The organism is Mesorhizobium sp. KACC 23794, from assembly GCF_052180275.1.
In the GTDB taxonomy this organism is placed as follows: Bacteria; Pseudomonadota; Alphaproteobacteria; order Rhizobiales; family Rhizobiaceae; genus Kumtagia.
The window spans coordinates 450,054-475,250 of record NZ_CP197465.1; the positions used below are offsets into that span (position 1 = coordinate 450,054).

The 25,197-nt window shown below is 64.2% G+C and carries 21 protein-coding genes; 13 read left to right on the forward strand and 8 right to left on the reverse strand.

Features of this window, described 5'->3' with window-relative positions:
• Window positions 1–26 precede the first annotated feature (26 nt).
• The 5 genes from ACSBOB_RS02355 to ACSBOB_RS02375 all read right to left on the reverse strand — a co-directional run bounded on the left by ACSBOB_RS02355 (window position 27) and on the right by ACSBOB_RS02375 (window position 3,473).
• Window positions 27–245: a Trm112 family protein gene (locus ACSBOB_RS02355; RefSeq protein WP_442580865.1), complete on the reverse strand. Its 219-nt coding sequence runs from the start codon at window positions 243–245 to the stop codon at window positions 27–29.
• A gap of 22 nt (window positions 246–267) precedes the next feature.
• Entirely contained in the window at window positions 268–939 is a 672-nt protein-coding gene (locus ACSBOB_RS02360) for an LON peptidase substrate-binding domain-containing protein (protein WP_442580866.1), read from the reverse strand.
• A gap of 84 nt (window positions 940–1,023) precedes the next feature.
• Window positions 1,024–1,998, reverse strand: a complete 975-nt coding sequence (gene trxA / locus ACSBOB_RS02365) for a thioredoxin (protein ID WP_442580867.1) — start codon at window positions 1,996–1,998, stop codon at window positions 1,024–1,026.
• Window positions 1,999–2,145: 147 nt separating this feature from the next.
• Window positions 2,146–2,646, reverse strand: coding sequence for a prolyl-tRNA synthetase associated domain-containing protein (locus ACSBOB_RS02370; protein ID WP_442580868.1), 501 nt, complete (start codon window positions 2,644–2,646; stop codon window positions 2,146–2,148).
• A gap of 68 nt (window positions 2,647–2,714) precedes the next feature.
• The gene (locus tag ACSBOB_RS02375; RefSeq protein WP_442580869.1) at window positions 2,715–3,473 is read right to left on the reverse strand and encodes a YoaK family protein; all 759 of its coding nucleotides are present in this window, start codon (window positions 3,471–3,473) and stop codon (window positions 2,715–2,717) included.
• 267 nt (window positions 3,474–3,740) lie between these two features.
• On the opposite strand from ACSBOB_RS02375, the gene ACSBOB_RS02380 reads away from it, so the two are divergent.
• Complete coding sequence (locus ACSBOB_RS02380; protein ID WP_442580870.1) at window positions 3,741–4,985, forward strand: cupin domain-containing protein; 1,245 nt, start codon at window positions 3,741–3,743, stop codon at window positions 4,983–4,985.
• A 92-nt stretch (window positions 4,986–5,077) separates the two neighbouring features.
• Window positions 5,078–5,590 (forward strand): Dps family protein, encoded by a 513-nt coding sequence (locus tag ACSBOB_RS02385; protein ID WP_442580871.1) that lies wholly within the window; start codon window positions 5,078–5,080, stop codon window positions 5,588–5,590.
• Window positions 5,591–6,067: 477 nt separating this feature from the next.
• Here the strand turns inward: ACSBOB_RS02385 and ACSBOB_RS02390 are convergent, their stop codons facing one another.
• The gene (locus tag ACSBOB_RS02390; protein ID WP_442580873.1) at window positions 6,068–8,284 is read right to left on the reverse strand and encodes a hypothetical protein; all 2,217 of its coding nucleotides are present in this window, start codon (window positions 8,282–8,284) and stop codon (window positions 6,068–6,070) included.
• 325 nt (window positions 8,285–8,609) lie between these two features.
• On the opposite strand from ACSBOB_RS02390, the gene ACSBOB_RS02395 reads away from it, so the two are divergent.
• From ACSBOB_RS02395 to ybaK, 4 genes are all read left to right on the forward strand, one after another.
• Window positions 8,610–10,907, forward strand: coding sequence for an FdhF/YdeP family oxidoreductase (locus tag ACSBOB_RS02395; RefSeq protein ID WP_442580874.1), 2,298 nt, complete (start codon window positions 8,610–8,612; stop codon window positions 10,905–10,907).
• Window positions 10,908–10,909: 2 nt separating this feature from the next.
• Complete coding sequence (locus ACSBOB_RS02400) at window positions 10,910–12,334, forward strand: cytochrome ubiquinol oxidase subunit I (protein WP_442580875.1); 1,425 nt, start codon at window positions 10,910–10,912, stop codon at window positions 12,332–12,334.
• Between the two features lie 4 nt (window positions 12,335–12,338).
• Window positions 12,339–13,388, forward strand: coding sequence for a cytochrome d ubiquinol oxidase subunit II (cydB, locus tag ACSBOB_RS02405; protein ID WP_442580876.1), 1,050 nt, complete (start codon window positions 12,339–12,341; stop codon window positions 13,386–13,388).
• Window positions 13,389–13,544: 156 nt separating this feature from the next.
• Complete coding sequence (ybaK, locus tag ACSBOB_RS02410; RefSeq protein ID WP_442580877.1) at window positions 13,545–14,030, forward strand: Cys-tRNA(Pro) deacylase; 486 nt, start codon at window positions 13,545–13,547, stop codon at window positions 14,028–14,030.
• 124 nt (window positions 14,031–14,154) lie between these two features.
• Here the strand turns inward: ybaK and ACSBOB_RS02415 are convergent, their stop codons facing one another.
• Both ACSBOB_RS02415 and ACSBOB_RS02420 read right to left on the reverse strand, forming a co-directional pair.
• Entirely contained in the window at window positions 14,155–15,039 is an 885-nt protein-coding gene (locus tag ACSBOB_RS02415) for a hypothetical protein (protein WP_442580878.1), read from the reverse strand.
• 795 nt (window positions 15,040–15,834) lie between these two features.
• Window positions 15,835–16,614 carry an SDR family NAD(P)-dependent oxidoreductase gene (locus ACSBOB_RS02420; protein ID WP_442580879.1) on the reverse strand — a complete coding sequence of 260 codons (780 nt, stop codon included), beginning with the start codon at window positions 16,612–16,614 and terminating at the stop codon, window positions 15,835–15,837.
• A 309-nt stretch (window positions 16,615–16,923) separates the two neighbouring features.
• On the opposite strand from ACSBOB_RS02420, the gene ACSBOB_RS02425 reads away from it, so the two are divergent.
• The 7 genes from ACSBOB_RS02425 (at window position 16,924) to mdcG (ending at window position 25,183) form a co-directional block, all read left to right on the forward strand.
• A complete protein-coding gene (locus ACSBOB_RS02425) occupies window positions 16,924–19,752 on the forward strand; it encodes a PAS domain-containing sensor histidine kinase (RefSeq protein WP_442580880.1) in 2,829 nt (942 codons plus the stop codon).
• 228 nt (window positions 19,753–19,980) lie between these two features.
• On the forward strand, window positions 19,981–20,754 hold the full coding sequence (locus ACSBOB_RS02430; protein WP_442580881.1) for an alpha/beta hydrolase: 774 nt from the start codon (window positions 19,981–19,983) through the stop codon (window positions 20,752–20,754).
• Between the two features lie 149 nt (window positions 20,755–20,903).
• Complete coding sequence (gene mdcA, locus ACSBOB_RS02435) at window positions 20,904–22,550, forward strand: malonate decarboxylase subunit alpha (protein ID WP_442580882.1); 1,647 nt, start codon at window positions 20,904–20,906, stop codon at window positions 22,548–22,550.
• 13 nt (window positions 22,551–22,563) lie between these two features.
• Window positions 22,564–22,878: a malonate decarboxylase acyl carrier protein gene (gene mdcC, locus ACSBOB_RS02440; protein WP_442580883.1), complete on the forward strand. Its 315-nt coding sequence runs from the start codon at window positions 22,564–22,566 to the stop codon at window positions 22,876–22,878.
• Entirely contained in the window at window positions 22,875–23,819 is a 945-nt protein-coding gene (locus ACSBOB_RS02445) for a biotin-independent malonate decarboxylase subunit beta (protein ID WP_442580884.1), read from the forward strand. Before mdcC ends, ACSBOB_RS02445 begins: the two co-directional genes overlap by 4 nt.
• On the forward strand, window positions 23,806–24,528 hold the full coding sequence (gene mdcE, locus ACSBOB_RS02450; protein WP_442580885.1) for a biotin-independent malonate decarboxylase subunit gamma: 723 nt from the start codon (window positions 23,806–23,808) through the stop codon (window positions 24,526–24,528). The genes ACSBOB_RS02445 and mdcE overlap by 14 nt, the downstream gene beginning before the upstream one ends.
• Complete coding sequence (gene mdcG / locus ACSBOB_RS02455; protein ID WP_442580886.1) at window positions 24,503–25,183, forward strand: malonate decarboxylase holo-[acyl-carrier-protein] synthase; 681 nt, start codon at window positions 24,503–24,505, stop codon at window positions 25,181–25,183. Before mdcE ends, mdcG begins: the two co-directional genes overlap by 26 nt.
• Window positions 25,184–25,197 lie beyond the last annotated feature (14 nt).

A 25,197-nucleotide genomic window follows, 5' to 3' on the forward strand; every position in this document is an offset into this window, starting at 1 on the left:
AGCAACCCTGCCGCGGACAGAATCGATCAGACACCGGCGGATTTCCCGGTATCGTCCCCGATCTGCCGTGCCTCCGAAGGCAGCATGACCGGAATGCCGTCGCGGATCGGATAGGCCAGCTTGGCCATGCGCGAGACGAGTTCGCAGCGCCCGGCGTCGAAGGTCAGTGGTCCTTTGGTCAGCGGACAGACCAGAAGTTCCAGGAGCCTGACGTCGACCTTGTTCCTGTCCGCCTCTTCGCGCATGACAGTCCCTGCAAGAAGAAAACTATTGAAGGCTCGATCCGAATTCGTCGTTGTCGCGCGCCAGCGTCATCTCGGTGATGGCGATCAGCGTGTCGGCGCGGGTCTTGAGATCGGGCGCCTCAAGCAGCGCCTGCTTCTCTGCGGCGCCATAAGGCGCCATCATCGACAGCGCGTTCACGAGCATCGTGTTGTCGGCGCGGCTGACGCTTTCCCAGTCGGCGTCCAGTTCGTTGGCCTGCAGGTAGGCGCGAAAAGCCTTCAGCAAGGCCGGGCGGTTGACCTCGCCGGCGCCGCGGTCCTCTTCGAGATCGCCGACGAAAGGCGCGATGCGGCATTGCCGGAACGGTGTCCTGACAGCGAGTTCCTGCAGGATGCGATAGCGGCAGACACCTTGCAGGGAGATCAGGTAGCGGCCGTCGCCCGTCTCCGACAATGAGATGATGCGGCCGAGACACCCGACTTCGCAGAGTTGCGGCTCGTCGTCCTGGCGCTTCGATCCGTCGAGCGCCGGCTGCACCATGCCGATCAGCCTGTCGCCGCGCATCGCATCGTCCACCAGCTGCAGGTAGCGCGGCTCGAAGATGTTGAGCGGCATCCGCCCGCCCGGCAGCAGCAGCGCCTCGGGCAATGGAAAGACGGCGACCGTCACCGGAAGGTCCGAAGCGAGCCGATAGTGGGCGTTTCCCGCCTGCATCCATTCCTCCGTGCGGCTCTGCCCCGGAATCTGGAGCAGCGGCCAAGATCGGCAAGGCCAGATCGTACTATGGCCGATGCCGGCTCAAGAGAACAGGATGGACGACAGCTTGCGCCGGGTCGCCAGCGTCACCTCGTCCATCAGCCCCCACGCCTCGAAAAACTGGAGCAGTTGCGCGCGGGCGCCATCGTCCTTCCAGCTGCGATCGGCCTTGACGATCGCGAGAAGGCTGTCGGCTGCCTCGGTCCGCTGGCCGAGCGCGTTCTGGATCATCGCAAGGTCGAACCGCGCCTGATGGTCCTTCGGGTCCTTCGCCAGCCGCCGTTCCAGCTCCGCCGGATCGCCGAGCTCGCCGACCTTATCCGCCAGTGCAATCTTAGCGCGCACGGCAGCGATGGCCGGGGTGTCCTTCTTGTCTTCCGCCACGTCGGCAAGCAGTTCCTCGGCCGCGGCGCGATCGCCGTTCTCGAAAAGCAGGTCGGCAAGCCCGCCAAGCGCATCGAGATTGTCGGGCTGCTCGCCAAGCACCGCGTCGAACAGGCCGGCCGCCGCCTGCAAGTCCCCTGCCTCGCGAGCCTGGACGGCGGCGGCAAGCGTCTCGGCGACCTGCGGGCCTGCCCCCTTGCCGCCGACACGGTCGACGAATTCCCGGATCTGGCTCTCCGGGACGGCGCCCATGAAGCCGTCGACAGGCTGTCCGTTCTTGAAGGCGATGACGGCCGGGATCGACTGGATGCCGAGCTGTCCAGCAACGGACGGATGATCGTCGATGTTCATCTTGACCAGCTTGACTTTGCCGCCCGACGCACGGACCACCTTTTCGAGGGCGGGCGCCAACTGCTTGCAGGGGCCGCACCACGGCGCCCAGAAATCCACCAGCACGGGCTGTTTTCGCGACTCCTGGATGACGTCGGCGGCAAAGGTCGCTGTCGTCGTGTCCTTGTAGGCGGGGCCTGCATCGCTCACGGACTGGCTGTTGCCGCCGGGCGCGGCACCGAACTGTACGTTCGCGGAATAGGAACCCGCAGCGCCTGCGTAGGGATTGTCCTGGTTGCTCATCTCGAACCCTTCATCCGCCGTTCCAAACCGATCCTTCGAGACGGGCCAAGCGAGACTCCATCCCACGGTTGGTCATGATCCATCAAACAATCCGGCCCATGCCCAGGCACTCGCACCTCGTCCGGCCGGAACTGCCCCAGCATGTGGCTATCCTTGCGCCACTTTCAAGATCACCGGCTCGTGACCGGTCGCCCGCACGAAGCGCAGCAGATCGGTCCTGCCGATCGACGTCGTTGCCTCGTTGGTCAAGGGGTGTCCGTTGAGGACCGCGTTCTCCATCAGCGCTTCATCGAGGACGAGCCTGACACGCGCCTCACCATCGTTGATCAGCCCGAACACAGTGACTGAGCCGGGTACCACGCCGAGCAGATCCATCAGCGCTTCCGGTTTTCCGAAGGAGACGCGGCTTGTGGCGCCGATCAGATGATGGATCTGTTTCAGGTCGACGGTCGCGCCCTCGTCGACGGTCACGAGAAAAAAATTGTCCTTCTTGTCCTTGAGGAACAGGTTCTTGGTGTGTCCGCCAGCGATGTCGCCGCGAAACGCCTGCGAATCGGCGACGGTAAAGAGCGGGGGATGGTTCCTCGTCGACACGCTGATGCCGAGAGAATCCAGAAAGGCAAAAAGATCGTCAGGAGTCTTCGGCATACGCTGGGCGCTCGTGTCTGCTGCCGGGTCTTATGGCCAAAGGTGTGCCGCGGCACAAGTCTGGTCGACTATGCCTTGCCACGCGCAAAAAATGACATGCCCGACGTCAGCGTGTCGCGGACAAACCAGATCAGCGCCGCGAGGCTGAGCAGGATCGGCAGGAGCAGCGCCGGCAGCCCGACCTGCCATTCCAGCACCCCGCCGGCCGCGCATCCGACGATGAACCCGAAGATCTGGGGGAATGTGGACGCGACCTTGCTGCGCGCTTCGGCCCGTTTCTCCGTCGGACCAGCGGTGGCTTCCACGGCGGCAATGGTGAAACGCCCGACATTGGTGGTGAGGACCGACGTCGAGGCGACGCCCGGCAGCGAGGTCTGCACCAGGACGGTCTGGACGGCCATGGCGGCGACGCCGCACATGCCGGCGGCCACGGCCCAGGGCGCGTTCATGCCGAAGGTCTCTCCAAGCGGGAGGCTGAGCAGAAGGAACGCCAGCAGGAAGACAAACTGAAGCGCCAGGAATGCATGGGCGGACCGCCGACGCCGATCGAGCGCGAGGCCGAGCAGCCGGGCAAGTGCGGCCACCGCCATGAACATCGGCACCGCGAGCAACTGCCCCACTCCGGCCTCGCCACCAGCGACGAGGTGGCTGGTGAGCACGACGATGTTCCCGGTGATGTGCGCGGTGAACAGGCCGTGCAGGCCGAGGAATCCGATCGCGTCGGTCGCGCCGGCTGTTGCGCTGAGCAGGAGCAGCAGCCCCACATCCCGCGGAGGTTCGTGCCGCGCGGCCGACTCTCCGGTTGTGGTGTGCGGCTGAAGATTCATGATCGTCCCCCGTAACCTGCCTCGCGCTACAGCATAGCTCGCAGCCGGCGCAAAAACCTTCTTGCACGGGATCGGGCGCAATTCTTTCCATATCGGTCATTTTTCCCGCTGGCGCCGGCCCAACTCTCCCGGCATTCTCGAAACCGGACCGGCATTCCCAAAATACCACGAGCCCTCCTTCAGCGACTATCGACTGCATCAAGACCGAAGCGATGCGAGGCAGTGCCGATATCCCGGCCAGTCCCGAGCAGAGAGGAGACATTGCGAATGGACCAGATTTCACGCCGCGTCGTGCTGGCGCTGGGCGCGGTTGGAGGCGGTGTGCTTGCCGCGACCGCCCACGCCGCCAGCTTCGGCAATCCGGATCAGCCGGCTGAGGGCGCGATCAACGCCAATCCCGCCGGGCTTTCCGATCCCGGGCCGAAGAACCCGGTCCTCGACAGCCAGTTCCCCTCGCGCGGCAGCCCGCCGGCAACCGACATCGGCGACATGCCGCAGTTCTGGTCGTCCTTCAACACGGCCGCAAAGCGCATCCAGAACGGCGGCTGGGCGCGACAGGTCACCCAGTCGGACTTCGCGATCTCCGAGGCCGTCTCCGGCGTGAACATGCGGCTCGGCCCCGGCGGCATCCGCGAGATGCATTGGCACCTCGCCGCCGAATGGGCGATCATGACCAACGGCCGCTGCCGCGTCACGGTTCTCGACCCTCAGGGCCGCGCCTATGTGCAGGACGTGGAAGCAGGCGACCTCTGGTATTTCCCGGCGGGCTATCCGCACTCTCTGCAGGGGCTTGGCCCGGACGGCTGCGAATTCGTCATCGTCTTCGACCAAGGCAACCAGTCGGAATACAACACGCTGCTCGTCACCGACTGGCTGGCGCACACGCCGCCGGAGGTACTGGCGCTGAATTTCGGCGTGCCGGCCGACACCTTCAAGTCGATCCCGCTGAACGATCTCTGGATTTTCCAGGGCAAGGAGCCCGGCCCGCTGGCGGACGACCAGGCCGCCGTCGCCTCGGGCGGAACGCCGCCGGAACCCTTCACATTCCGCCTCGGCCAGTCCGAGCCGATCCGCAACAACAAGTCGGGCAAGCTGCAACTGGCCGACAGCTCGACCTTCAAGGTCTCGAAGACGATCGCCGCCGCGCTGGAGACGCTGGCGCCCGGCGCGGTGCGCGAGATGCACTGGCATCCCAACGCCGACGAATGGCAATACTGGATCGAGGGCGAAGGCCGCATGACCGTGTTCGACGCCGGGCCGCGCGCCCAGACGGGCGACTTCCACGCGGGCGACATCGGCTACGTCAAGCGCGGCCAGGGCCATTTCATCCAGAACACCGGAACGACCGAACTGCGCTTCCTGGCGGTGTTCAAGATCGCCGAATACCAGGAGGTCGGCCTTTCCAACTGGCTCACGCACACCCCGCCGCAACTGGTCGCCCAGCATCTCAACATCGATCCCGCCGTGCTGGCGAAATTTCCGAACGACCGGCCCGGCATTCTGCCGCGCTGATCCGCGACGAGGCTCGCCTCGTGGCAAAAACCGCCTAGATTTCTCCCCGCGTTACATCCTTCGACAACCGCTAACCATAAAGGCCCACCGTCATGACCGACACCGCCCGCCTGCGCACCGCAAAGCTCCGCACCCCGTCCGACCTTGGCGAGAACGCCGCCAAGGACATCTCCGCCGCCCTCACCGGCCTGCTTGCCGACGCCTTCGCGCTCTACATCAAGACCAAGAACTTTCACTGGCACATGTCCGGCCCGCATTTCCGCGACTACCATCTGCTGCTGGACGAACAGGGCGAGCAGATCTTCGGCATCACCGACGACATCGCCGAGCGCTGCCGCAAGATCGGCGGCACGACCCTTCGCTCCGTCGGGCAGATCGCCAGGGAGCAGCGCATCCCCGACAATGACGCGGCCTATGTGACGCCGCGCGACATGCTGGCCGAACTCGCCCAGGACAACCGTACCTTCGCCGGCCTGCTGCGCTCCGTGCATGCCGTCGCCGAAGAACACGGTGATGTCGCCACGACCAGCCTGCTGGAAGTCTGGATCGATGAGGCCGAGCGGCGCACCTGGTTCCTGTTCGAGGCCGGCCGGTCGACTGACTGATCTCAAATCGGATCGGCGCGGCAAGCCCGTATGATGGCGAGCCGCGTTCGATTCAGCAGCACATGCCCTTGAGGAGGTCCTCTCGTGTTTCGTTCCGAGGAGGGATGCAAACCATATCCCGCCCGCCCTTCACGGAACAGACCGCCACCGAAAAGCACGTCTGGCAGACGATAACCGGAACAGTCGCGATCCCGGCCGGGTTGCTCTCGCCTATCTGCAGCGGCGGTGCTGCGGCCGGGGCTCGACCCTGGAACGTCCGGAGACGTTGCCTGTCTGAAACATTCATTTGGCGTTCAGGTGCAAAATACTATATATAAGCAGCTGGAAGATCGAAGGAGATCGTGAATGTTCAGGTTGTATACGGTGCTTATGGCCGTCGCCGCGGCGTTCATGACGGTCAACATCGCTCTCGCGGACACCCCGCTGCTGGTCCCGTAACGCAAGGCCGGTGGACGAAGAGCCGCCGAGCGGTCTTATCTATTTCCGATCGAATGCCGCAAGCGCCCTGCTGACCTGGTCGATGCGGGCGTTGATGTCGTCCAGTTGCCCTTCCGCATCGGAAAGTTGCCAGCGCGTTTTCAGGCCGCCTGCCAAACGCTGACGCTTTGCCTGCTGCGCGTCGTCGATGACGATGGACTTGCTGGCCTGAAAAGCGGAGAGCGCGGTCTTCAGGCGGGTTTTCACCCAGTCGTCATAGTCGCCGCCCACTGGCCGACGGGCGCGTACCTGGGTGACCTGCGCCATGCCGTAGATCCTGAACACTTCCGAGCGGAAGAAGTTGAATTGTCCCGGCACATAAGCCGCCAGGCACGAGAGGTCGGTTCTGGTCAGGTCGTCCAGGATCGTATCAACCGGCGGCAGCAGGTCGTTGACGTAGTCGGGGTGATCAATGGCGCGGCGCGTGAAGCTGAGCAGCGCAGAATAGTAGGCTGCCAACAGCGGTTGCTCGATCCGAAGCGCTTCTATTGCGTCGGCAGCCGCCGCCTCGTCTTGCTGGCCCGTGCCGCCGGTCAGCACATGCCCTGTGGGCAACGCTACGACGGGTTGCGGATTTTCGCGCTCGGTCTCCGCCTTGCATTTGCCTGACGGCGGTATTCTGACAGAGACATGGCTGCTGGAAGAATCGGCCTCGATGCCGGCTTCATCGTCCATCGGATAGTAAGTGTTACGGTTTACGATCGCCGGAATGGTTTCCAACTGGTTGCGATAGGCGTTGAGAAGCAAAACGTAGTCGTCATAGCTGGCGGCGCTCAGCGGAGCGGGGCTTCGGTCTATTTTCCAGTCCTGGAAGAGCGAGCTTTCGACGACGCGAACGCGCAGCAGATACCAGAAGTCCATGGATGCGACGTTGCCGGCGGCATACTTGGCATAACTCCCTGAGGGCAGGTTGCGAAGCTGCTCCTGTTGCGCCTGCCATTCTTCGAGTAAGGCAATCGCCTGCTCGCGCTGGTCGCATATCGACAGCAATGCCGCGTAAAGGATGGTGAAATACGGTCTTTCGCGCGAACTGTTGAGCACGGCCGCCTTGATGGGAAAGCTCCAGTCGCCGAACTCTTTCTTCGGTCCCGGAAGGGGTCCGATGTCGTCGACAGGGGTTTTCACCAAGCGCTTCTCGACTTCCTCGCATGAGGAGGCGTTGATTGCGACAGCCTGTTTCGGCAGACGACCCAATCGCCTCAGGTGGCCGATGATATCCTGCGCCACCTTGCCGAAGTGGGCCTCGCTGCGCCTGATAGCGTCCTCGAACAGTTGGCTCGGCTCTGCGTCCTGCTTCAACTGTATCTGATTGACGTAGAGCTCCTGGATGTCGGGGAGCAAAGACGCCACGATATCGGTGAATTCTGCCTCGCTGGCAGTCTCCGAGCGGAACTCCAGCAAACATTTGCCGAAGATATCCAACGAAGCCCCTATATCACGCTGGATCTGTGTATGCGTCTCGATCGCCTTGTCCGCCGCCGCCTTGCAGGTTTCCGCAGCAGCATCGTTCCCGCAGCGGCTTCTGTGCAGTTTCAGATAGCTGTTGTCCCGGTCGACGAAGACAGCCATGGACCGAAGCACATTCGGAGCGAAGACGGTTGACGCGATGTCCGAATTTTCACGCAGGCCCAATACGATCGATGACATGTCGGGGGCGTTGCTGCCGGACTGGTTCGGGCTGTTTGACTGAAGTTCGAACTTCACGCCGACGGCATCCACCTTTAGCCCGCCCAACAGATCCTGGAGGGTGTATGGGGTCGTGCCGATGATGAACAGAACGATCAGGATGATCCCCTCGAGCTTCTCGACGAAGCTAAGTCGATCGCTTGCGACAGCGGGATCTCCCGGATTCTGGGGGGCGGCGTCGACGCTGCCGCCCTTGCGATAGATGCGGGTGAGCCAAACGGCCGAGAGACCGCCAAAGGCGAAACCAAGCACCATCCGGTTGAAAACATCGCCGGTGACGAATGCGAACAGCCCGTAGAGGGAACTGCTCGGGCGCATGACGTCCGCCATCGCGAAGTAAAATCCCAATCCGAGGAGGATTGAGAGCAGAAATAGAATGACTATCCGCAAAAAAGTTTCTTGAATCTCCACCGATATCCAGGCGTGATTCAGAACATATTTCCTCCCATCGCGGGACGATATCCGCTGTAACGACAGTACGAATCCGAAAATAGCAAATGATATTACCGAAGATATCAGGAAGAATATCATGTTGACTCTCCGATTTCGAGAGCGAAATGTATCCATTAAAGATCATATAGGCCTGGAGATCAGGCGCAAGCTGAATCCGGTGGACGATCTCCATTCGAAGGCTTGGCCGGCTCCTGGCTTCCGTTGGCTATTGTACGTGCCGGCATTGCTCGGGTAACGTCTGCAACCTGTCGTCGATACTTATGCTTGATATCTGGGGAACGTCGGACCTGAGGACGACGATCAGGTTATCATCGTGCCATCTGAAAAGAAGCGGAGTCCTTCGAAAGAAACCGGCCGCGTTCTGCGTCATGGTTTTGTGCCGTCCAAAGTTCAGGAGCCTGCCATGTCCGAGAAGAAGAGCATTCGCCGCTATGACGAGCCCGCGGGCGGCTGGGGGGCGCTGAAGGCGCTTGGCGAACATCTGGTCGAGCAGGATATACCGGTCAAGGGCGCGACGACGCTGCTGCGCATGAACCAGCCGCTTGGCTTCGACTGTCCCGGCTGCGCCTGGCCCGATCCGAAACACACCTCATCCTTCGAGTTCTGCGAGAACGGCGGTAAGGCGGTCGCCTGGGAGGCGACGGCAAAACGCTGCACGCCGGAATTCTTCGCCGCGCACACCGTCACCGAGCTTGCGTCATGGGGCGACTACGAGCTCGAAATGGCCGGGCGCCTGACGCATCCGATGGCCTATGACGCGGCCAGCGACAAATATCTGCCGGTCAGCTGGGAAGACGCCTTCGCCGCCATCGGCCGGCATCTCGCAGCACTTCCCGAGCCGAACATGGCGGAGTTCTACACCTCCGGCCGCACCTCCAACGAGGCCGCCTTCCTCTACCAGCTGTTCGTGCGCGAATACGGCACCAACAATTTTCCCGACTGCTCCAACATGTGCCACGAGGCGACCAGCGTCGGCTTGCCGCTGTCGATCGGCGTCGGCAAGGGCACGGTGCTGCTGGACGATTTCGACAAGACCGACTGTATCTTCATTTTCGGCCAGAACCCCGGCACCAACAGCCCGCGCATGATGACAAGCCTGCGCAACGCCTCGCGGCGCGGCGCCACCATCATCTCGTTCAATCCGTTCCGCGAGCGGGCGCTGGAACGTTTCCAGGCGCCGCAGAACCCGATCGAGATGGCGACGCTGACCTCCACCCCGATCAGCTCGCGGCTGCACCAGGTCAAGGTCGGCGGCGACGTCGCCGTGCTCAAGGGCCTGATGAAGGTCATGGTCGAAGAAGACGAGCGGCAGCGCGTCGAGCACCGGATCGACACCCTCGACTGGGATTTTATCCGCGGCCATACCGTTGGCGTCGAAGCGCTCGTCGCCGACCTCAAGGCGGCGCGCTGGGAAGACATCGAGCGGCGCTCGGGTCTCACGCGTGCGGCGATCGAGGAAGCCGCCCATGTCTATTTGAAAGCGGAGAAGGCGATCGTCGTCTACGGCATGGGCATCACCCAGCACCGGCGCGGCGCACGCAACGTCCAGCAGCTTGCCAATCTCTGCCTGCTCAAGGGCAATATCGGCAAGGACGGCGCCGGGCTGTGCCCGGTGCGCGGCCATTCCAACGTGCAGGGCGACCGCACGGTCGGCATCACCGAGATCCCGACGCCCGAATTCCTCGGCCGGCTGGAGAAGCGGTTCGGCTTCAAGCCGCCCGCCGCCCACGGCCACAACGTTGTCACCGCGCTCGAAGCGATGATCAAGGGCGAAGCGCGTGTCTTCATCGGCATGGGCGGCAACATCGTCGCCGCGATCCCCGACTGGCAGGTCACGCAGGATGCGTTCCGCCGGCTGGATCTCAGCGTCCATGTCTCGACCAAGCTCAACCGCAGTCATATCATCCATGGCCGCGAGGCGCTGATCCTGCCTTGTCTTGGCCGCACCGAGATCGACGTGCAGGCGACCGGCCCGCAGTCGATCACCGTCGAGGATTCGATGTCGATGGTGCATGCCTCGGCCGGCATGAACGAACCCGCCTCCGAGCATCTGATGAGCGAGCCGGCGATCGTGGGCGCCATGGCGCGCGCCACGCTCGGGCAGCGCTCCGTGGTGGAGTGGGAGAAATTCGTCGCCGACTATGACCTGATCCGCGACGCCATGGAGGCGGTGTTCCCGTTCTTCCAGGGCTACAACGCCCGCATCCGGGTTCCCGGCGGCTTCCATCTCACCTCTTCGGCGCGTGAGCGCATCTGGGCGACGGCTTCCGGCAAGGCGAACTTCCTTTTGTTCGACGGGCTCGGCGAGGATCCGGAGGAGGCCGAGGACGTGCTGTGGCTCACCAGCGTGCGCAGCCACGACCAGTACAACACCACGCTCTATTCGCTCTCGGACCGCTATCGCGGCGTCTTCGGCCAGCGCGACGTGCTGTTCATCAGCCCGGAGGAGATCGAGAAGCGCGGCTTCAAGCCGGACGACCGCGTCGACCTTGTCACCGTGTCGGACGACGGCGTCGAGCGGGTGGTGCGCAATTTCAAGCTGGTGGCCTATGCGTTCCCGGCCGGCAGCTGCGCGGCCTACTATCCCGAGACCAATCCGCTGGTGCCGCTCGCGGCGCATGATCCGATGAGTTTTACGCCCTCCTACAAGGGCATCCCGATCCGAATCGTGCGGGCGCGGGCCGAGGCCGAGGCAGCCTGACCATGGACGCGGTCATCCTCGCCCGGCTGCAATTCGCCTTCACCATCGGCTTCCACATCCTGTGGCCGACGGTCACGATCGGGCTCGCCTGCTTCGTCGCGCTGCTCAGCGGACTGTGGTGGCGCACCGGACGCGAGATCTATCGCGATCTCATGCGCTTCTGGATTTCCATCTTCGCGCTGGCCTTCGGCATGGGCGTCATCACCGGCGTCGTGCTGAGCTACGAGATCGGCACCAACTGGGCCGGCTTCTCGCGCTCCGTCTCCAACGTGCTCGGCCCGCTCTTCATGTACGAGGCGCTGACCGCCTTCTTCCTCGAGGCCGGCTTCATCGGCATCGTGCTGTTCGGCCAGAACCGGGTCAGCAGGGGACTGCATTTCTTCGCCTGCTGCATGGTGGCGGGCGGCACGCTGACGTCGGCCACCTGGATTCTGGCCGCCAACAGCTGGATGCAGACGCCGCAGGGCGCGGTGGCCGACGCCGACGGCATTTTTCATGTCGTCGACTGGTGGCAGGTGATCTTCAATCCGTCCTTCCCCTACCGGCTCGCCCATATGGTCTGCGCCAGTTTCATCACCGGCTCCTTCGTCGTGGCGGGCGTCTCGGCCTTTCATCTGTGGCGCAGGCAGCATGTCGAGGCCAGCCGTGTCGCCTTCTCGCTGGCCATGTGGATGGCGTTGGTGCTGACGCCGACTCAGGTTCTGCTGGGCGACCTGCACGGCCGCAACACGCTTGTCCACCAGCCGATAAAACTCGCCGCGATGGAAGGGCTGTGGGAGACCACCAAGGGACCGGCGATGACCGTGATCGGCTGGCCCAGCATGGACGAGCAGCGCAATTTCTACGCGATCGACATCCCGCATCTCGCCAGCCTCTATCTCACCCATTCCTGGGACGGCGAGGTCGAGGGCCTGAAGGCGGTGCCGCGCGAGGACCAGCCCTATGTGCCGATCGTCTTCTTCGCCTTCCGCATCATGGTCGGCATCGGCCTGATCCTGCTGGCGACCGCCGTCACCGGCGCGGTTCTGCGCTTCCGCCACCGGCTCTACGACACGCGCTGGTTCCAACTGATCGCCATGGCGACGACGCCGCTCTGCTTCATCGCCGTGCTCGCCGGCTGGACGACCACCGAGGCAGGCCGCCAGCCATGGATCATCTACGGCCAGTTGCGCACCGCCGATGCGGTCGCGCCGGTCGCGGCCGGCGCGGTGGCGACGACGCTCGCCATCTTCGTCGTCGTCTACATGGTGCTTTTGCTGGCGTTCCTGTGGTTCGCCGGACGAATCGCCATCCGCGGGCCGCGCGACACCAGCGCCACCGATCCGCGCCTTGTCCGTCCGGGCCTCGACCGGGGCAGTCCGGCGATCGTCGGGTCGGCTCCGGCTGCCGCTCTCGCCGTCGAAACCCGCCTCGCATCGGGGGAGTAAGGCCATGTCCGCATCCTTCGCAGCCGACCTTCCGGTGCTGTTTGCAGCACTCGCCGCGTTCTGCGTGACCGTCTACGTGCTGGCCGACGGCTTTGATCTCGGCGTCGGCATGCTGTTCCTTCTTGCGCCGCGCAACGAGGACCGCGACCTGATGATGGCAAGCATCGAGCCGGTGTGGGACGCCAACGAGACTTGGCTGGTCATGGGCGGCACGCTGCTGCTCGCCGCCTTTCCCGCCGGCTATTACATCCTGCTGCCCGCCTTCTATCTGCCGGTGATGTTCATGCTGTTTGCCCTGATCTTCCGGGGCATCGCCTTCGAATTCCGCCTGCAGGCCGGAAAGTTCCGCTGGGTCTGGGACATTGCCTTCGCCGGCGGCTCTCTGCTCGCCACGCTCTGCCAGGGGCTTATCCTCGGCGGCCTGATCAACGGGGTGAACGTGGAGAACGGCATGTTTGCCGGCGGCACCTTCGATTTCGTCAGCCTGCTCGGCCTCGCCTGCGGCGCCGGGCTGGTCGGCGGCTACGCGCTGCTCGGCGCCGGCTGGCTGATCTGGAAGACCGACGGGCCGACGCAGGTCTTCGCCCGCGAGATCGCCCGTTCGGCGCTGATCCTCACCGCGGCCATGATGCTCGTCGTCAGCGCCTGGAGCGCCTGGAGCGTCCCCGAAGTCGCCGAGCGCTGGTTCGCCTGGCCGAACCTCGCCTTGCTGGCGCCCGTGCCGGTGCTCACCGCAGCCGCGCTGCTGACAATCTGGCGGCGCATCTGGGTCGGCCGCGAGGCGGAGTCCTTCCTGCTGGCGATCGCCATCTTCCTGCTCGGCTTCGGCGGCCTCGTCGTCAGTCTGTGGCCCTATGTGGTGCCGCGCCACGTCACCATCTGGGACGGCGCATCCGACCCCCAGACGCTGGCTTTCGCCGGCACCGGCCTCGTGATCATCATCCCCATCGTGCTCGCATACCAAGCCCACGCATATTGGGTGTTTCGCGGCAAGACCCGCCATCACAGTGGCGGTTATGGCGACGCCGGGCCGGCTCTCCACGAAGGCGACTGAAGCCGGCGTTGATCACGGCCTCCCCGAGCGGCGCGGGCTGGCCTGCACCGTCCACCGCCCCGCCGTTGGCGTCGGCCTCCCCTCTTGAAACCACGAGCGACGGTCTGGAATGATGCGGCGGCGTGCGTCGGCACGGTCCGCATGCAGGAGGACGCCATGTCGAAAGCGACGCGCGCAACGAAGATGCTGGAGCAGGCAGGCGTCGCCTTTACCGTGCACACCTACGACTACGATCCAGACGCCGACCATATCGGCCTTCAGGCGGCCGAGGCATTGGGCGAGCCTCCCGCCCGCGTGCTGAAGACGTTGATGGCGCTGGTCGACGGAAGGCCGGTCTGCGTGATCGTGCCGTCCGACCACGAAGTGTCGATGAAGAAGCTCGCGGCGGCCTTCGGCGGCAAGTCGGCGCAGATGATGAAACCCGCCGACGCCGAGCGCATCTCGGGCTACAAGGTCGGCGGCATCAGCCCGTTCGGCCAGATGCGCAGGTTGCCCACCGCCATCGAGGCGCAGGCGATGGCGCATGACTTTGTCTACATGAATGGCGGCCAGCGCGGGCTGCAGGTCAGGCTGAGCCCGAGCAGCGTGGTCTCGGTGCTCAAGGCCATCGCCGCGCCGGTCGTCGCGTTCGCCGGGGACTAGGCAGGTTTGGCCGGATTCGCCATCTGGCGAGCAGCGGTATTCGCGGACAGCATGGATCGCCGCCCGCCGCGGAAAAATCCGCGCTGGCCGTCCATGCTTCGCTATGGCTTCGGCGAACACGCCTTCAGGACGTGTTCGGTTTCTCCAGCGCCCATTGCGCCAGCCCGTGGACGACCTCCAGCACGTCCTGCACCTCATGGCTGGATTTTGGCCGCCAGCCCGGCGGCCGGCCGGGTTTCAGCGGCCATATCCGCTGGAACCGCGCCGGCTTGCCGGCCTGCCTCGTTTTGGCAGCCGCGTCGCGAGGCCGCTGGTCCTGAGCCACCGCGCCGCCGATTTTTCGCTCTCGCGCCAGCGCAGCGTCGGACCGAGCCCGCCAACGGGCGAACCGTCTTGCCTGGCCCGGCAGGTCGTCGAGCGCCGAGGCCAGCGCCTGCAGGCGCAAGGCGATACGCTCCGCGCTAACCAGATCGTGTGGTGATGGCGGAGGCGGCAAGGGGCTGAGCGTCGCGTAATCATCGAGCGAGGAGATGCGCGGCACGGTTCTGGCGATGCGCCCGGCAGGACCGATCCAGCCGCTCAAGCGCCGGGGCATGCGCAGCGGATCGAGCAGCGGGAGCGAAGGAGGGCGCGGGGGATCGGCTTCCGCAGGCGTCGCGACGCTGGTGCGGCCGGTTTTGCGCCGGAGCTTGCGCAGCGGCTTCGGTTTTCGCGGACGCAGCGGCGGCAAGGTGATCACCAGGCCGCGCGCGGCCACGATGATCAATCGCCGCACGGCGGCTTCGGCCGGGCGCAGCAGCTTTGCGATGGCGCGGTGGAGGTTTCGGGGAAGGGTAAGCGCCGGGGACAGTTTCCTTTTTTCCGCTTGCGAAAACCTTGAAGCGGCTGCGTCCTTCTGCGGAAAGAAAGGAAACTGTCCCCTAGCGCCAAGCCCGGCCATGGCCACGAGCATGGCGAGAACGCGCTTCAGCGCTTCCCTGTTCTTGTCGATCGCCGCAGTCCAGTCCATCACCGCTTCCTTCCAGCACAGGCACGGCAATTATCGCTCGGCTCGAAAGTGGTGGGGAAATTTCTCGGGAAAATAGTCCTGACAGGTGCTGACAAGGACGGTTGTTGAGGGACTATCCGGGACAAGATTTCTCGCGCAATTCCAGCGTCTTGCTATGGGCGCTTTGCTTCAGCCGTCGGCGCTGCCCCTCACTGTCCTGCCGGACATCTCTCCCCGTAAGAACGGGGCGAGAGGGCCAAGCTTCACCGCTTTCGCCAACCGGCTCCGCTGGAGATTTGCGAAGAGCGTGCGGCAGGCCGTCCTCGCCCCGTTCTTACGAGGAGAGGGTTCGAAGGACGCAGGCAGGGGAGGGGGGCGGCGCAGGCGGTTGAGGGAGACATGCAGGTATCCGCGCCTTGGCCAGCGCATGACATCGAACTGCATCGGCAGGCCAACCGCTGGCGAAGCCGGCCCGACTTGCCTGGCTGCAATTCACTGCCGCACTTAGGTTTCCATGCTTCCATATTTATACAGACATCCGAATTTATACAGACATCCAACACTCCGATTGAGGGCGTTCCAGCAGGCTGGCCGATTGCGGCCTTCAGGGCGAAATGGAGAGGCGACACGCCCGCCCAATCGCCTGGTCTCCACCAAGCCCGTTGAGGAGATTCCCCTGCACCGACTCGCAATCGGTTTCAAGGAGCGGGCCATGCCAGCCTGCCCTGGTGTCCGGAAAGCCGGCAGAGGGCCAACTGTCCGAACAGTCTGCATGACCGTGTCCAGGCATCGATCACACCGCAGGACGGAACGCGTCTAGATCGACATCCCGCCCGAAACCTCGATGCGCTGCGCATTGACCCAGCGGTTGTCGTCCGAAAGCAGCGCCGCGATCATCGGGCCGATATCGTCGGGGACACCGGCGCGGCCGAGCGCGGTTGCTTCGGAAACACGCCGGTTCAAGTCTGGATTGTCGCGAACCATACCGCCGCTGAAGTCGGTCGCGATCGCGCCGGGGGCGACGACGTTGACGGCGATGCGGCGCGGGCCAAGCTCCTTCGCCATGTATCTGGTCAGAACCTCGACGGCTGCCTTCATCGAGCCGTAGGCGGCGCTGCCCGGCACGATGATGCGCGTCAGGCCGGTCGACAGGTTGACGATGCGTCCTCCGTCATTGATCAGCGGCAAAAGCTTCTGTGTCAGGAGGAACACGCCCTTGAAGTGGATCCTGTAGAGCGTATCGAGTTCTTCCTCGGTCGTCTGGTCGATGGCGTTGTGATGCGAGGTGCCGGCGTTGTTGACGAGATAGTCGAAGTGCTCGGCGCCAAGTTCCGCAAGCGCCTGCCGCAACCGCTCCGCGAAGGCATCGAAGGAAGTGGCATCTCCCGTATCGAGCTGAAGAGCGACGGCCTTGCGGCGGGCCTCCGCCACTTCGGCGACGACCCTGTCGGCCTCTGTTCGATTCGACCTGTAGGTGAAGATGGAGTCGATGCCTCGCCGGGCGAGGTTGATCACAGTGTTGCGCCCGAGTCCCCGGCTGCCGCCAGTAACGACTGCGATCCTCGGATGTGCGTTGTCGGTGCTTCCTGCAGGCATCGGAATCTCCGGTCATGGTTCGATATTCGCCCGGCAGAACCAGGTCTGCCGGCGCACCCGTATTGATGCCGTGGGAGGAATACTTCGTTCCAAACAGGCGATATTTCCGATTGGCACGGAGAATTGGCCCAGGCGCGTTGGCCTGTCATGCGCAAAGTGTTGTTTAGGCCTCGCGGGATGTCTTGGGATTCCGCCGTTGAATATCCTTCCAATCTGCTACGATGCTGTAGAACTTCGACGTTTCGGGGCGACGCAGCCTTGGATGCCGCTTTTTTCGGGTGGCAGCGGGCCATGTCGGGAGTGCTCGTAATGAAGGCTCTGCCGTTGCAGACATATGGCCGGACAATAGTTGCTTCCGGCGCCGGCCTGCTGCTGTTCTGGCTGTTCGGTGAATTGGTGATCGCCGAATCGAACATCTACGCTCGAATGGCTCTCCTCGCCGGAATTGCCGTTGCAACCGGCATTCTAATTCAGGATTTGCAAGTATGGCGTGCGCCGGAGCGCGCCAGATACGATACACATGAGATCGTGGAGAGCATGCCCGGTCTGGCATGGGCTGCCGGTACGGACGGCCGGCTGAACATCGCGAATGCGCATTGCCGGGAGTATTTCGGGACGGCCGACATAATGAGAGAGGCCATCCATCCGCAAGATCTGGAGAAAGCCGCGGGTCTCTGGTCGCGATCGCTGGCGAGCGGCGAAGATTTCCGCAGCAGCCATCGCTTTCGCGGCCCCGACGGCACCTATCGGTGGTTCCGTGCAGTGGCCCGCGCCAGGCGCGACCGGAAAGGCGCAGCGATCGGATGGATCGGGACCCTGATCGATATCGACGACCAGAAGCTTGCGGAGGAACGGCTGCGCGCGAGCGAAGCCGGCCTTCGGGCAATTCTCGACAATATTCCCGGGATCATCGCGACAGCCGACCCGCAGGGCAATCACGACTACGCGAACAGGAAGAATCGAGACTATTTCGGGATGGATTGGCCGGAGTTCACCGGGCACGGCTGGCTCAAGATCATCCATCCGGAGGAACGGGACGGTGTGGCGGCGGCGTGGCGGCAATCCGTGCAGAGCGGCGAACCGATGGATGTCATTCACCGCCTTCAGCGCTTCGATGGCGAATACCGTTGGTTCCGCGCGCGCGTCGAACCGGCTTTCGACAATGGCGGGAAAGTCGAGCGCTGGTACGGATTGATTACCGATGCCCACGCCCAGAAGAGGGCCGAAGAGGCGTTGGAAGCCAGGGAGCATCAGCTCCAGCAATTCATCGACGCCATTCCGACGCTCGTCTGGTCAGCTCGCAGTGATGGGTTTGCCGAGTTCCTCAATGAGCGGTGGATCGAATACACCGGACTGCCTCGGGAACAGGCAATCGGCTGGGGCTGGACCGTCGCCGTCCACCCCGATGACCGGGACCGGCTCGTCGGCTATTGGCGATCGCTTCTGGCAGCCGGCGCTCCGGGCGAGATCGAAGCCAGGCTGCGGCGTTCCGACGGAAAATACCGCTGGTTCCTGTTCCGGGGGGAACCGGTACGCGACGCCTCGGGCGCAGTGGCCCGGTGGTTTGGAAGCAACGCCGATATCGATGACCTCAAGCGGGCAGAAGAGGCCCTCCGCGCAAGGGAGCGCGACCTGCGGCAGTTCGTGGACGCCATACCGGCAATGATTTGTGTCCTGACACCCGACGGAGAGCCTTCCTACGTCAACAAGCGCCTGATGGATTACGTGGGTATCGCCGAGCTCGAAGACCTTGGTGTTCCGGATCATGGCCGTCTGGCGAACGCCACTCGAAACCTGGTGCATCCGGACGATCAGCCTCACGTAAAAGCCGCCCTGGGCCGATCGTTCGAAAGCGGAGAACCGTTCATCTACCTGCATCGGGTTCGGCGCTCGGACGGCGAGTACCGCTGGGTAGAAGCGCGCGGAGAGCCCTTTCGGGACGGCGACGGCCAGATTCTCAGATGGTACAGCGTGAACGTCGACGTCGATGAGCGTCAAAAGGCTGAAGAAGGCCTCCGAGCGCGACAACGCGAGCTCGAGTCGATCATCGAGACCATACCGAGCCTTGTCTGGAGCGTCACGCCCGACGGCGAGCCCGCCTATATCAACAAGCGGCTGGCGGATTATTATGGCCGCACGATCGATCACAGCCATACCGTCGAGGGATCCAACCTGACCTGGTCCCTTCAGGTCCTCATGCATCCCGACGATCTGCCGGCCATACATGCAAACCTGCTGCACTCATTGTCGACGGGAACGCCTTTCGCCATGCGCTACCGCAACCGCCGGGCCGATGGCGTCTATCGCTGGGTGGACGCACGCGCCGAACCGCTGCGGGACGACGACGGGCGCATCGTGAAGTGGTATGGGGTCAGCACCGACATCGATGACGAGATAAAGGCGCAGGAGGCGCTTCGCGGGGCACGGGACAAGCTCTCGCGCGCCTCGCAGATCGCCAGCCTCGCCGAGCTTTCGGCCTCGATCGCACATGAAGTCAATCAGCCGCTCGCGGCCGTCGTCACCAACAGCCATGCCTTGCGGCGCTGGCTGTCGGCCGATCCTCCCAACATCGAGCAAGCCCTTGCGACCGCCGAGCGGATCGTTCGCAACTCGATGACGGCGGCGGAGGTCGTCCGCCGGATACGAACGCTCTTCAAGCAAAAGGCCTCGACGAGGACACATGTCGATCTCAACGAGGTGATCGCAGAGGTGCACCAGCTGATGATCGATACGGTCAAGTCCGAGGGCGTCCTGCTCGAGGTGCTTGCCGACACTGCACTGCCGCATGTTCTCGCCGACCGGGTGCAAATGCAGCAGGTGCTGGTCAATCTGATCCGCAATGGAATCGATGCGATGAAGGCGAACACCGACGCGCCGAAATCGCTGGTTGTCAGATCGTGCTGGCATGGAGCCGATATTATCCGCGTCGAGGTCCGTGACAACGGCGTGGGAATTGACGAACCGGGACGGATCTTCGAACCGTTCTTCACGACCAAGGAGGAGGGCATGGGGATGGGACTGGCGATCTGCCGCTCGATCCTGGAGTCCCACGAGGGTGCCCTTTGGGCCGAGCGCGTCGATCCGAGAGGAACCGTGTTCTCCTTCACCTTGCCGGCCCAGCCGACCCAGGCTGCGTGACCGCGGCGGAAGGAGGCCGTTGTCGGGCGGCTCAGGCACCGTCGGTTCGATCCACGGCAGTTCCCGATCGGATCCACTCCCGGAGCTGGTGTCTCTACACGCCCGGGCACGCGAGCCTTCGCGCCAATCCGGGCCAGGAGAGTGCGAAGTCGAAAACATGCTTCTTCGGGAAAATACCCGCGACCGGCCTGCGAATAAGGTCAAGGCATCAACCAAGGAGCATCAGTCATGAAGCTTTCCAAAGCCGGTCTGGCCATCGCGGCCGCCCTTTCTCTTGCTTCCGCAACAATCCAGGCGCGCGCCGAGCCGCTCAGGAACATCGTGCTGGTGCACGGCGCCTGGGTCGATGCGTCGGGATGGAAGCCCGTCTATGAGATTCTCGTCAAGGAGGGCTTCAACGTCGCCATGGTGCAGGAGCCGGAAACCTCATTTGCCGACGACGTCGCGGCCGCGAAGCGCGTCCTCGACATGCAGGACGGCCCGACACTTCTCGTCGGGCACAGCTACGGTGGCTCGATCATCACCGAGGCCGGAATTCATTCGAATGTCGCCGGGCTGGTCTATGTGGCGGCACATGCCCCCGACGTGGGCGAAGACGAGAGCGCGCTTGGCAAGAAGACGCCGAGCGTGCTCGCAAAGACCCCAGGGGCAATCAAGGTAACGCCGGACGGATATACGTATCTCAATCCCTCGGAATTCCCGAAGCTGTTTGCGCCAGACCTGCCGCATGACCAGGCAGTCTTCGCCTCCAGGTCCCAGGTGTTCGCGGAAGCCAGTGTCTTCAGCACTCCGCTCACCGCCGCCGCGTGGAAAACCAAACCAAGCTGGGGCATCGTCGCTGGCGACGACCAGATCATCAATCCTGATCTCGAGCGCTGGTACTATGCCAGGGCCAACAGCGAAACGATCGAGATCCCCGGGGCCAGCCACTCGGTCTACGAGTCGCACGCCCGGGAAGTGGCCGAGGTGATCACGAAAGCCGCCCGTTCTTTCAAGGATTAGGACCACGCGACCCTCGGTCGAGATGGCGGGGGGATGTGGGTCCCCGACCAGCCCGCCCGGCAGGCCCTCAAGGGGTCTCGCGAGGATCGCGAGCGTGGGTGGTCGGCTGTCCGATACGGCGTCCGTTTAGTCCGATACAGGAGCAGGTAATGGCGAGTTGGCAGGTTGGGAGAACGGCACGCGACGCTCGCCTCCAGGCCGGTTCGGCGATGGCGAAAGGAAAGATCGTAGAAGTCTGCGACGTGACGCGGCTACTTGAAGCGATCCTTCGGCCGGGGGATCGTGTCTGCCTGGAAGGCGATAACCAGAAGCAGGCGGACTTGCTCTCGGCAGCCCTGCTGGCAGTCGACGTCGCGAAAGTGAACAATCTGCACATGGTGCAGTCGGGGGTCGTGCTGCCGGAGCACCTCGACGTCTTCGAGCGTGGCGTGGCGAAGAAGCTGGACTACGCCTATTCCGGACCGCAATCGGCGCGCATCGCGACGATGCTGTTCGGCGGCAAGATCGAGCTCGGGGCGGTGCATACCTATCTCGAGCTGTTCGCGCGCTATTTCATCGACCTGACGCCGAACGTCGCGCTGATCGCCGCGGTGAGTGCGGACCGGGAAGGCAATCTCTATACCGGACCCAATACCGAGGACACACCGACCGTCGTCGAGGCGACAGCCTTCAAGGATGGCATCGTCGTTGCCCAGGTGAACGAGATCGTCGATATGGTCCCGCGGGTCGACATACCTGGCGACCGCGTGCATTTCATCGTCGAGGCGGACAAGCCGTTTTTCGTCGAGCCGCTGTTCACGCGCGATCCCGCCGCCATCACCGAGTCGCAGATCCTGACCGCCATGCTGGCGATCAAGGGCATCTATGCGCCCTACGGCATCAGGCGATTGAACCACGGCATCGGCTTCAACACCGCCGCGATCGAGCTTCTGTTGCCGACCTACGGCGAGAAGCTCGGCCTGAAGGGCAAGGTGGCAAGCCACTTCGCGCTCAATCCCCACCCGGCGCTGATCCCGGCGATCGAATCCGGCTGGGTCGAGCAGATCCACTGCTTCGGTTCCGAGGTCGGCATGGACGACTACATCCGCGCCCGCTCGGACGTCTTCTTCACCGGACCCGACGGCTCGCTGCGATCGAACCGGGCCTTTTGCCAGACCGCCGGCCTCTATGCATGCGACATGTTCATAGGCTCCACGCTGCAGATCGACCTTCAAGGCAACTCCTCGACGATCACAACGTCCCGCATCGCCGGTTTCGGCGGCGCGCCGAACATGGGGTCCGATGCGCGAGGACGGCGCCATCCGAGCGAACCCTGGCTGCAGGCCGGCCGCGAAGCCGATCCCGACGGTTCGCCGCTGCTGCGGCGCGGACGCAAGCTGGTCGTGCAGATCGGCGAGACTTTTGGCGAGAAAAACGCACCGCTGTTCGTCGAACGGCTCGACGCCCTGGCGCTTGCCGAGAAGCTGAACCTCGAACTGGCGCCGGTGATGATCTACGGCGACGACGTCACGCACATCGTCACGGAAGAGGGCATCGCCAACCTGCTGCTCTGCCGCGACTCCCGTGAGCGCGAGCAGGCGATCCGCGGCGTGGCGGGCTACACGGAGGCGGGCCGCCGCCGCGATGCCAAAATGGTCCAGCGCCTGCGCGAGCGCGGGGCGATCCGACGGCCGGAAGACCTCGGCATCGATCCGCTCGATGCCGACCGGAGCATGCTGGCGGCCCGGTCGATCAAGGATCTCGTGCACTGGTCGGGCGGCCTCTACGCGCCGCCCTCGAAATTCCGCAACTGGTGACAGGAGCAATCCGATGGAAGATCTCAGCTTGCGCCACGACGCGCGCCAGCCTGCCGCGGGGGCTCGGAAGATGGCGATCATTGGCGTGGTGGCGTCCGGCAATCTCGAAGTGCTGGTGGAGCGCGTCCTGCCCGATCACGAATGCCTCGTCGAGATTCGCACCGCCGCCAATGGGTTCGGCGACGTGTGGGATGCCGTGGTGGCCGATTTCGTCGAGCGCTATTCGCCCGGTGGTCTCAAGTTTTCGATCAACGATGGTGGCGCGCGACCGGACACCGTGTCGCTTCGCCTGGCCCACGCCGTTCGCCTGATGGAGGAGCACCAATGAGCGGGTCTCCCACACGGACAGCCACGTTCTCGGCGGGACCGGACCGGGCTGCAAGCTGGTACGAAGCGTCGGCGCGGACCAGGGTCCGGCTTCTGCTCGACCCCGACAGCTTCGTGGAATTCATCGGGCCTGAGATGCGCGAGGTCAGCCCGCATCTCAAGGTCTTCGATCTTCCCGAGCAGTTCGACGACGGCATCGTCGTCGGGCGCGGCAGCCTCGACGGCTCGCCGGTTTTCGTCGCGGCGCAGGAAGGCCGCTTCATGGGTGGCGCCTTCGGCGAGGTGCATGGGGCCAAGCTGACCGGCCTGCTGCGCGCCGCCCGCGACATCGGCTCGATGCCGGTGCTGATCCTGTTCGAGACCGGCGGGGTGCGCCTGCAGGAGGCCAATGCCGGCGAACTGGCCATCGCCGAGATCATGCGCGCTGTCATCGAAGCGCGCACGGCCGGCGCAAAGGTCATCGGGCTGATCGGCGGCCGCGCCGGCTGTTATGGCGGCGGCGGACTGATCGCCGGCTGCTGTTCGGCGCTGGCCGTGTCCGAGCAGGGCCGCATCGCCGTGTCCGGCCCGGAGGTGATCGAGACCAACCGCGGCGTCGAGGAATTCGACTCGCGCGACCACGCTCTGGTCTGGCGCACGATGGGCGGCAAGCATCGGCGGCTTCTCGGCGCCGCCGAAACCTTCGTCGACGACACCGTGCAGGATTTTCGCGATGCCGCGCTGGAACTGCTCGGTTCGGCCGGGTCCTTCGGCATCGAGACATTGCGGGCCGAGCAATCGCGCCTTGAGGATCGGCTGCTGCGTTTCGGCGCCTGTCCGGATGCGGTCGATATCTGGACCGCGGAAGGCGTTCCAGACGCGGCATCCGTCCCCGCGCTGCCTGCCGACCGCTTCATCGCTCTCGCCGACAAAGTCCGGAGGTCCAGCCGTGACGCTCGATGATATCCTCTCCTCGCTGTTTCCCGACGGCCACGATGTGAAGAACGACAAAGGCGTCATTCTCGGATCGGGCACGCTCCGGTCCGGCGGCCGCGCGCTCGTCATCGGTGTCGCGGACATGACCGCGCTTGGGATCGACGAGGCCATCCGCCTCTCCGGATACGTGCTGGAAGCTGTCGAAGGCGGAAGCGGCCCGATCCTCGTCGTCGTCGACAGCGACAGCCAGCGCATGAGCAAACGCGACGAACTTCTGGGCCTGAACGAGTTCCTTGCCCATCTGGGGAAGTCCCTGCTCTACGCCGATCTTCACGGCCGACCGACAATCGGCCTGCTCTACGGGCACTCGGCCGCCGGAGCATTCCTCGCGACGGCGCTCGCCACCAGGGTGCTGGTCGGACTGCCCGGCGCCACGCCAGCGGTGATGGACCTGCCGTCGATGTCCAAGGTCACGAAGCTCTCGGTCGAGGTGCTTGAACAGAAGGCCAAGTCGACGCCCGTCTTTGCGCCGGGTCTCGAAAATCTCGCCCAGACTGGAGCGGTTCATATCATCTGGGATGAGGCCGCACCGTTGTCGCAACAATTGGAGCCGCTGCTGGCTGAAATGCCGGATGCGCATGACCGCCGCGATGCTCTAGGCAATGAGCGCGGCGGTCGCCCGAAGGCACATGACATCGCGGAGCGCGTCCGTGAGCTCGCACTTCAAGCCCGCTGAACCGCCGATGCGGCGCCATGACCTGATCTTCGTCAATCAGGCGGCGTGGCGTTCGATGCTTGCGACGCGGCGTGATCTCGCCGCGAATCCGCTGGTCGCACTCTGGGCCGACAAAGGCTGGCCGCTCGTCCTGCGCCGCGCCATGCCCGGCGAAGGACACGGCGTGCCCTTGGGCCTGCCGCTGCCGCCGTCCGCCGGGAAAAAGCGGCTTTCGTTCCTCGTTCGGCCGGAGGATGTCGTCTCGGCAGCTCCGCCGCCTGCGTTGCAGCAAGCCGCCCGATCGGCGCCGCGCGCATGGTGGCCGACGCTTGACGGCCTCGACGATCTCGCCTCGCGGCATGCGGCGGAGGCGAGGGTGTTCGGCAGCCTCGCGTGGCAAGCGCTGACGGGACTGGACTACCTGACCGAACGTTCCGATCTCGACCTGCTCCTACAGGTCCACCGCGCAACCGATCTTCGCCGCCTGACCGCCGGTATGGCGCGGATCGAGAGGGCTGCGCCGATGCGGCTGGACGGGGAACTGGTCCGTTATGACGGCGCCGCGGTAAACTGGCGGGAATTCCATGCCGGCGCGCAGGAGATCCTCGTCAAGACCGCCTCGGACGTCGCCTTGCTCGACGCAAGGCTCTTCCTTCCCGAAAGGATTCCGTCGTGAGCACCGCCCTGGCT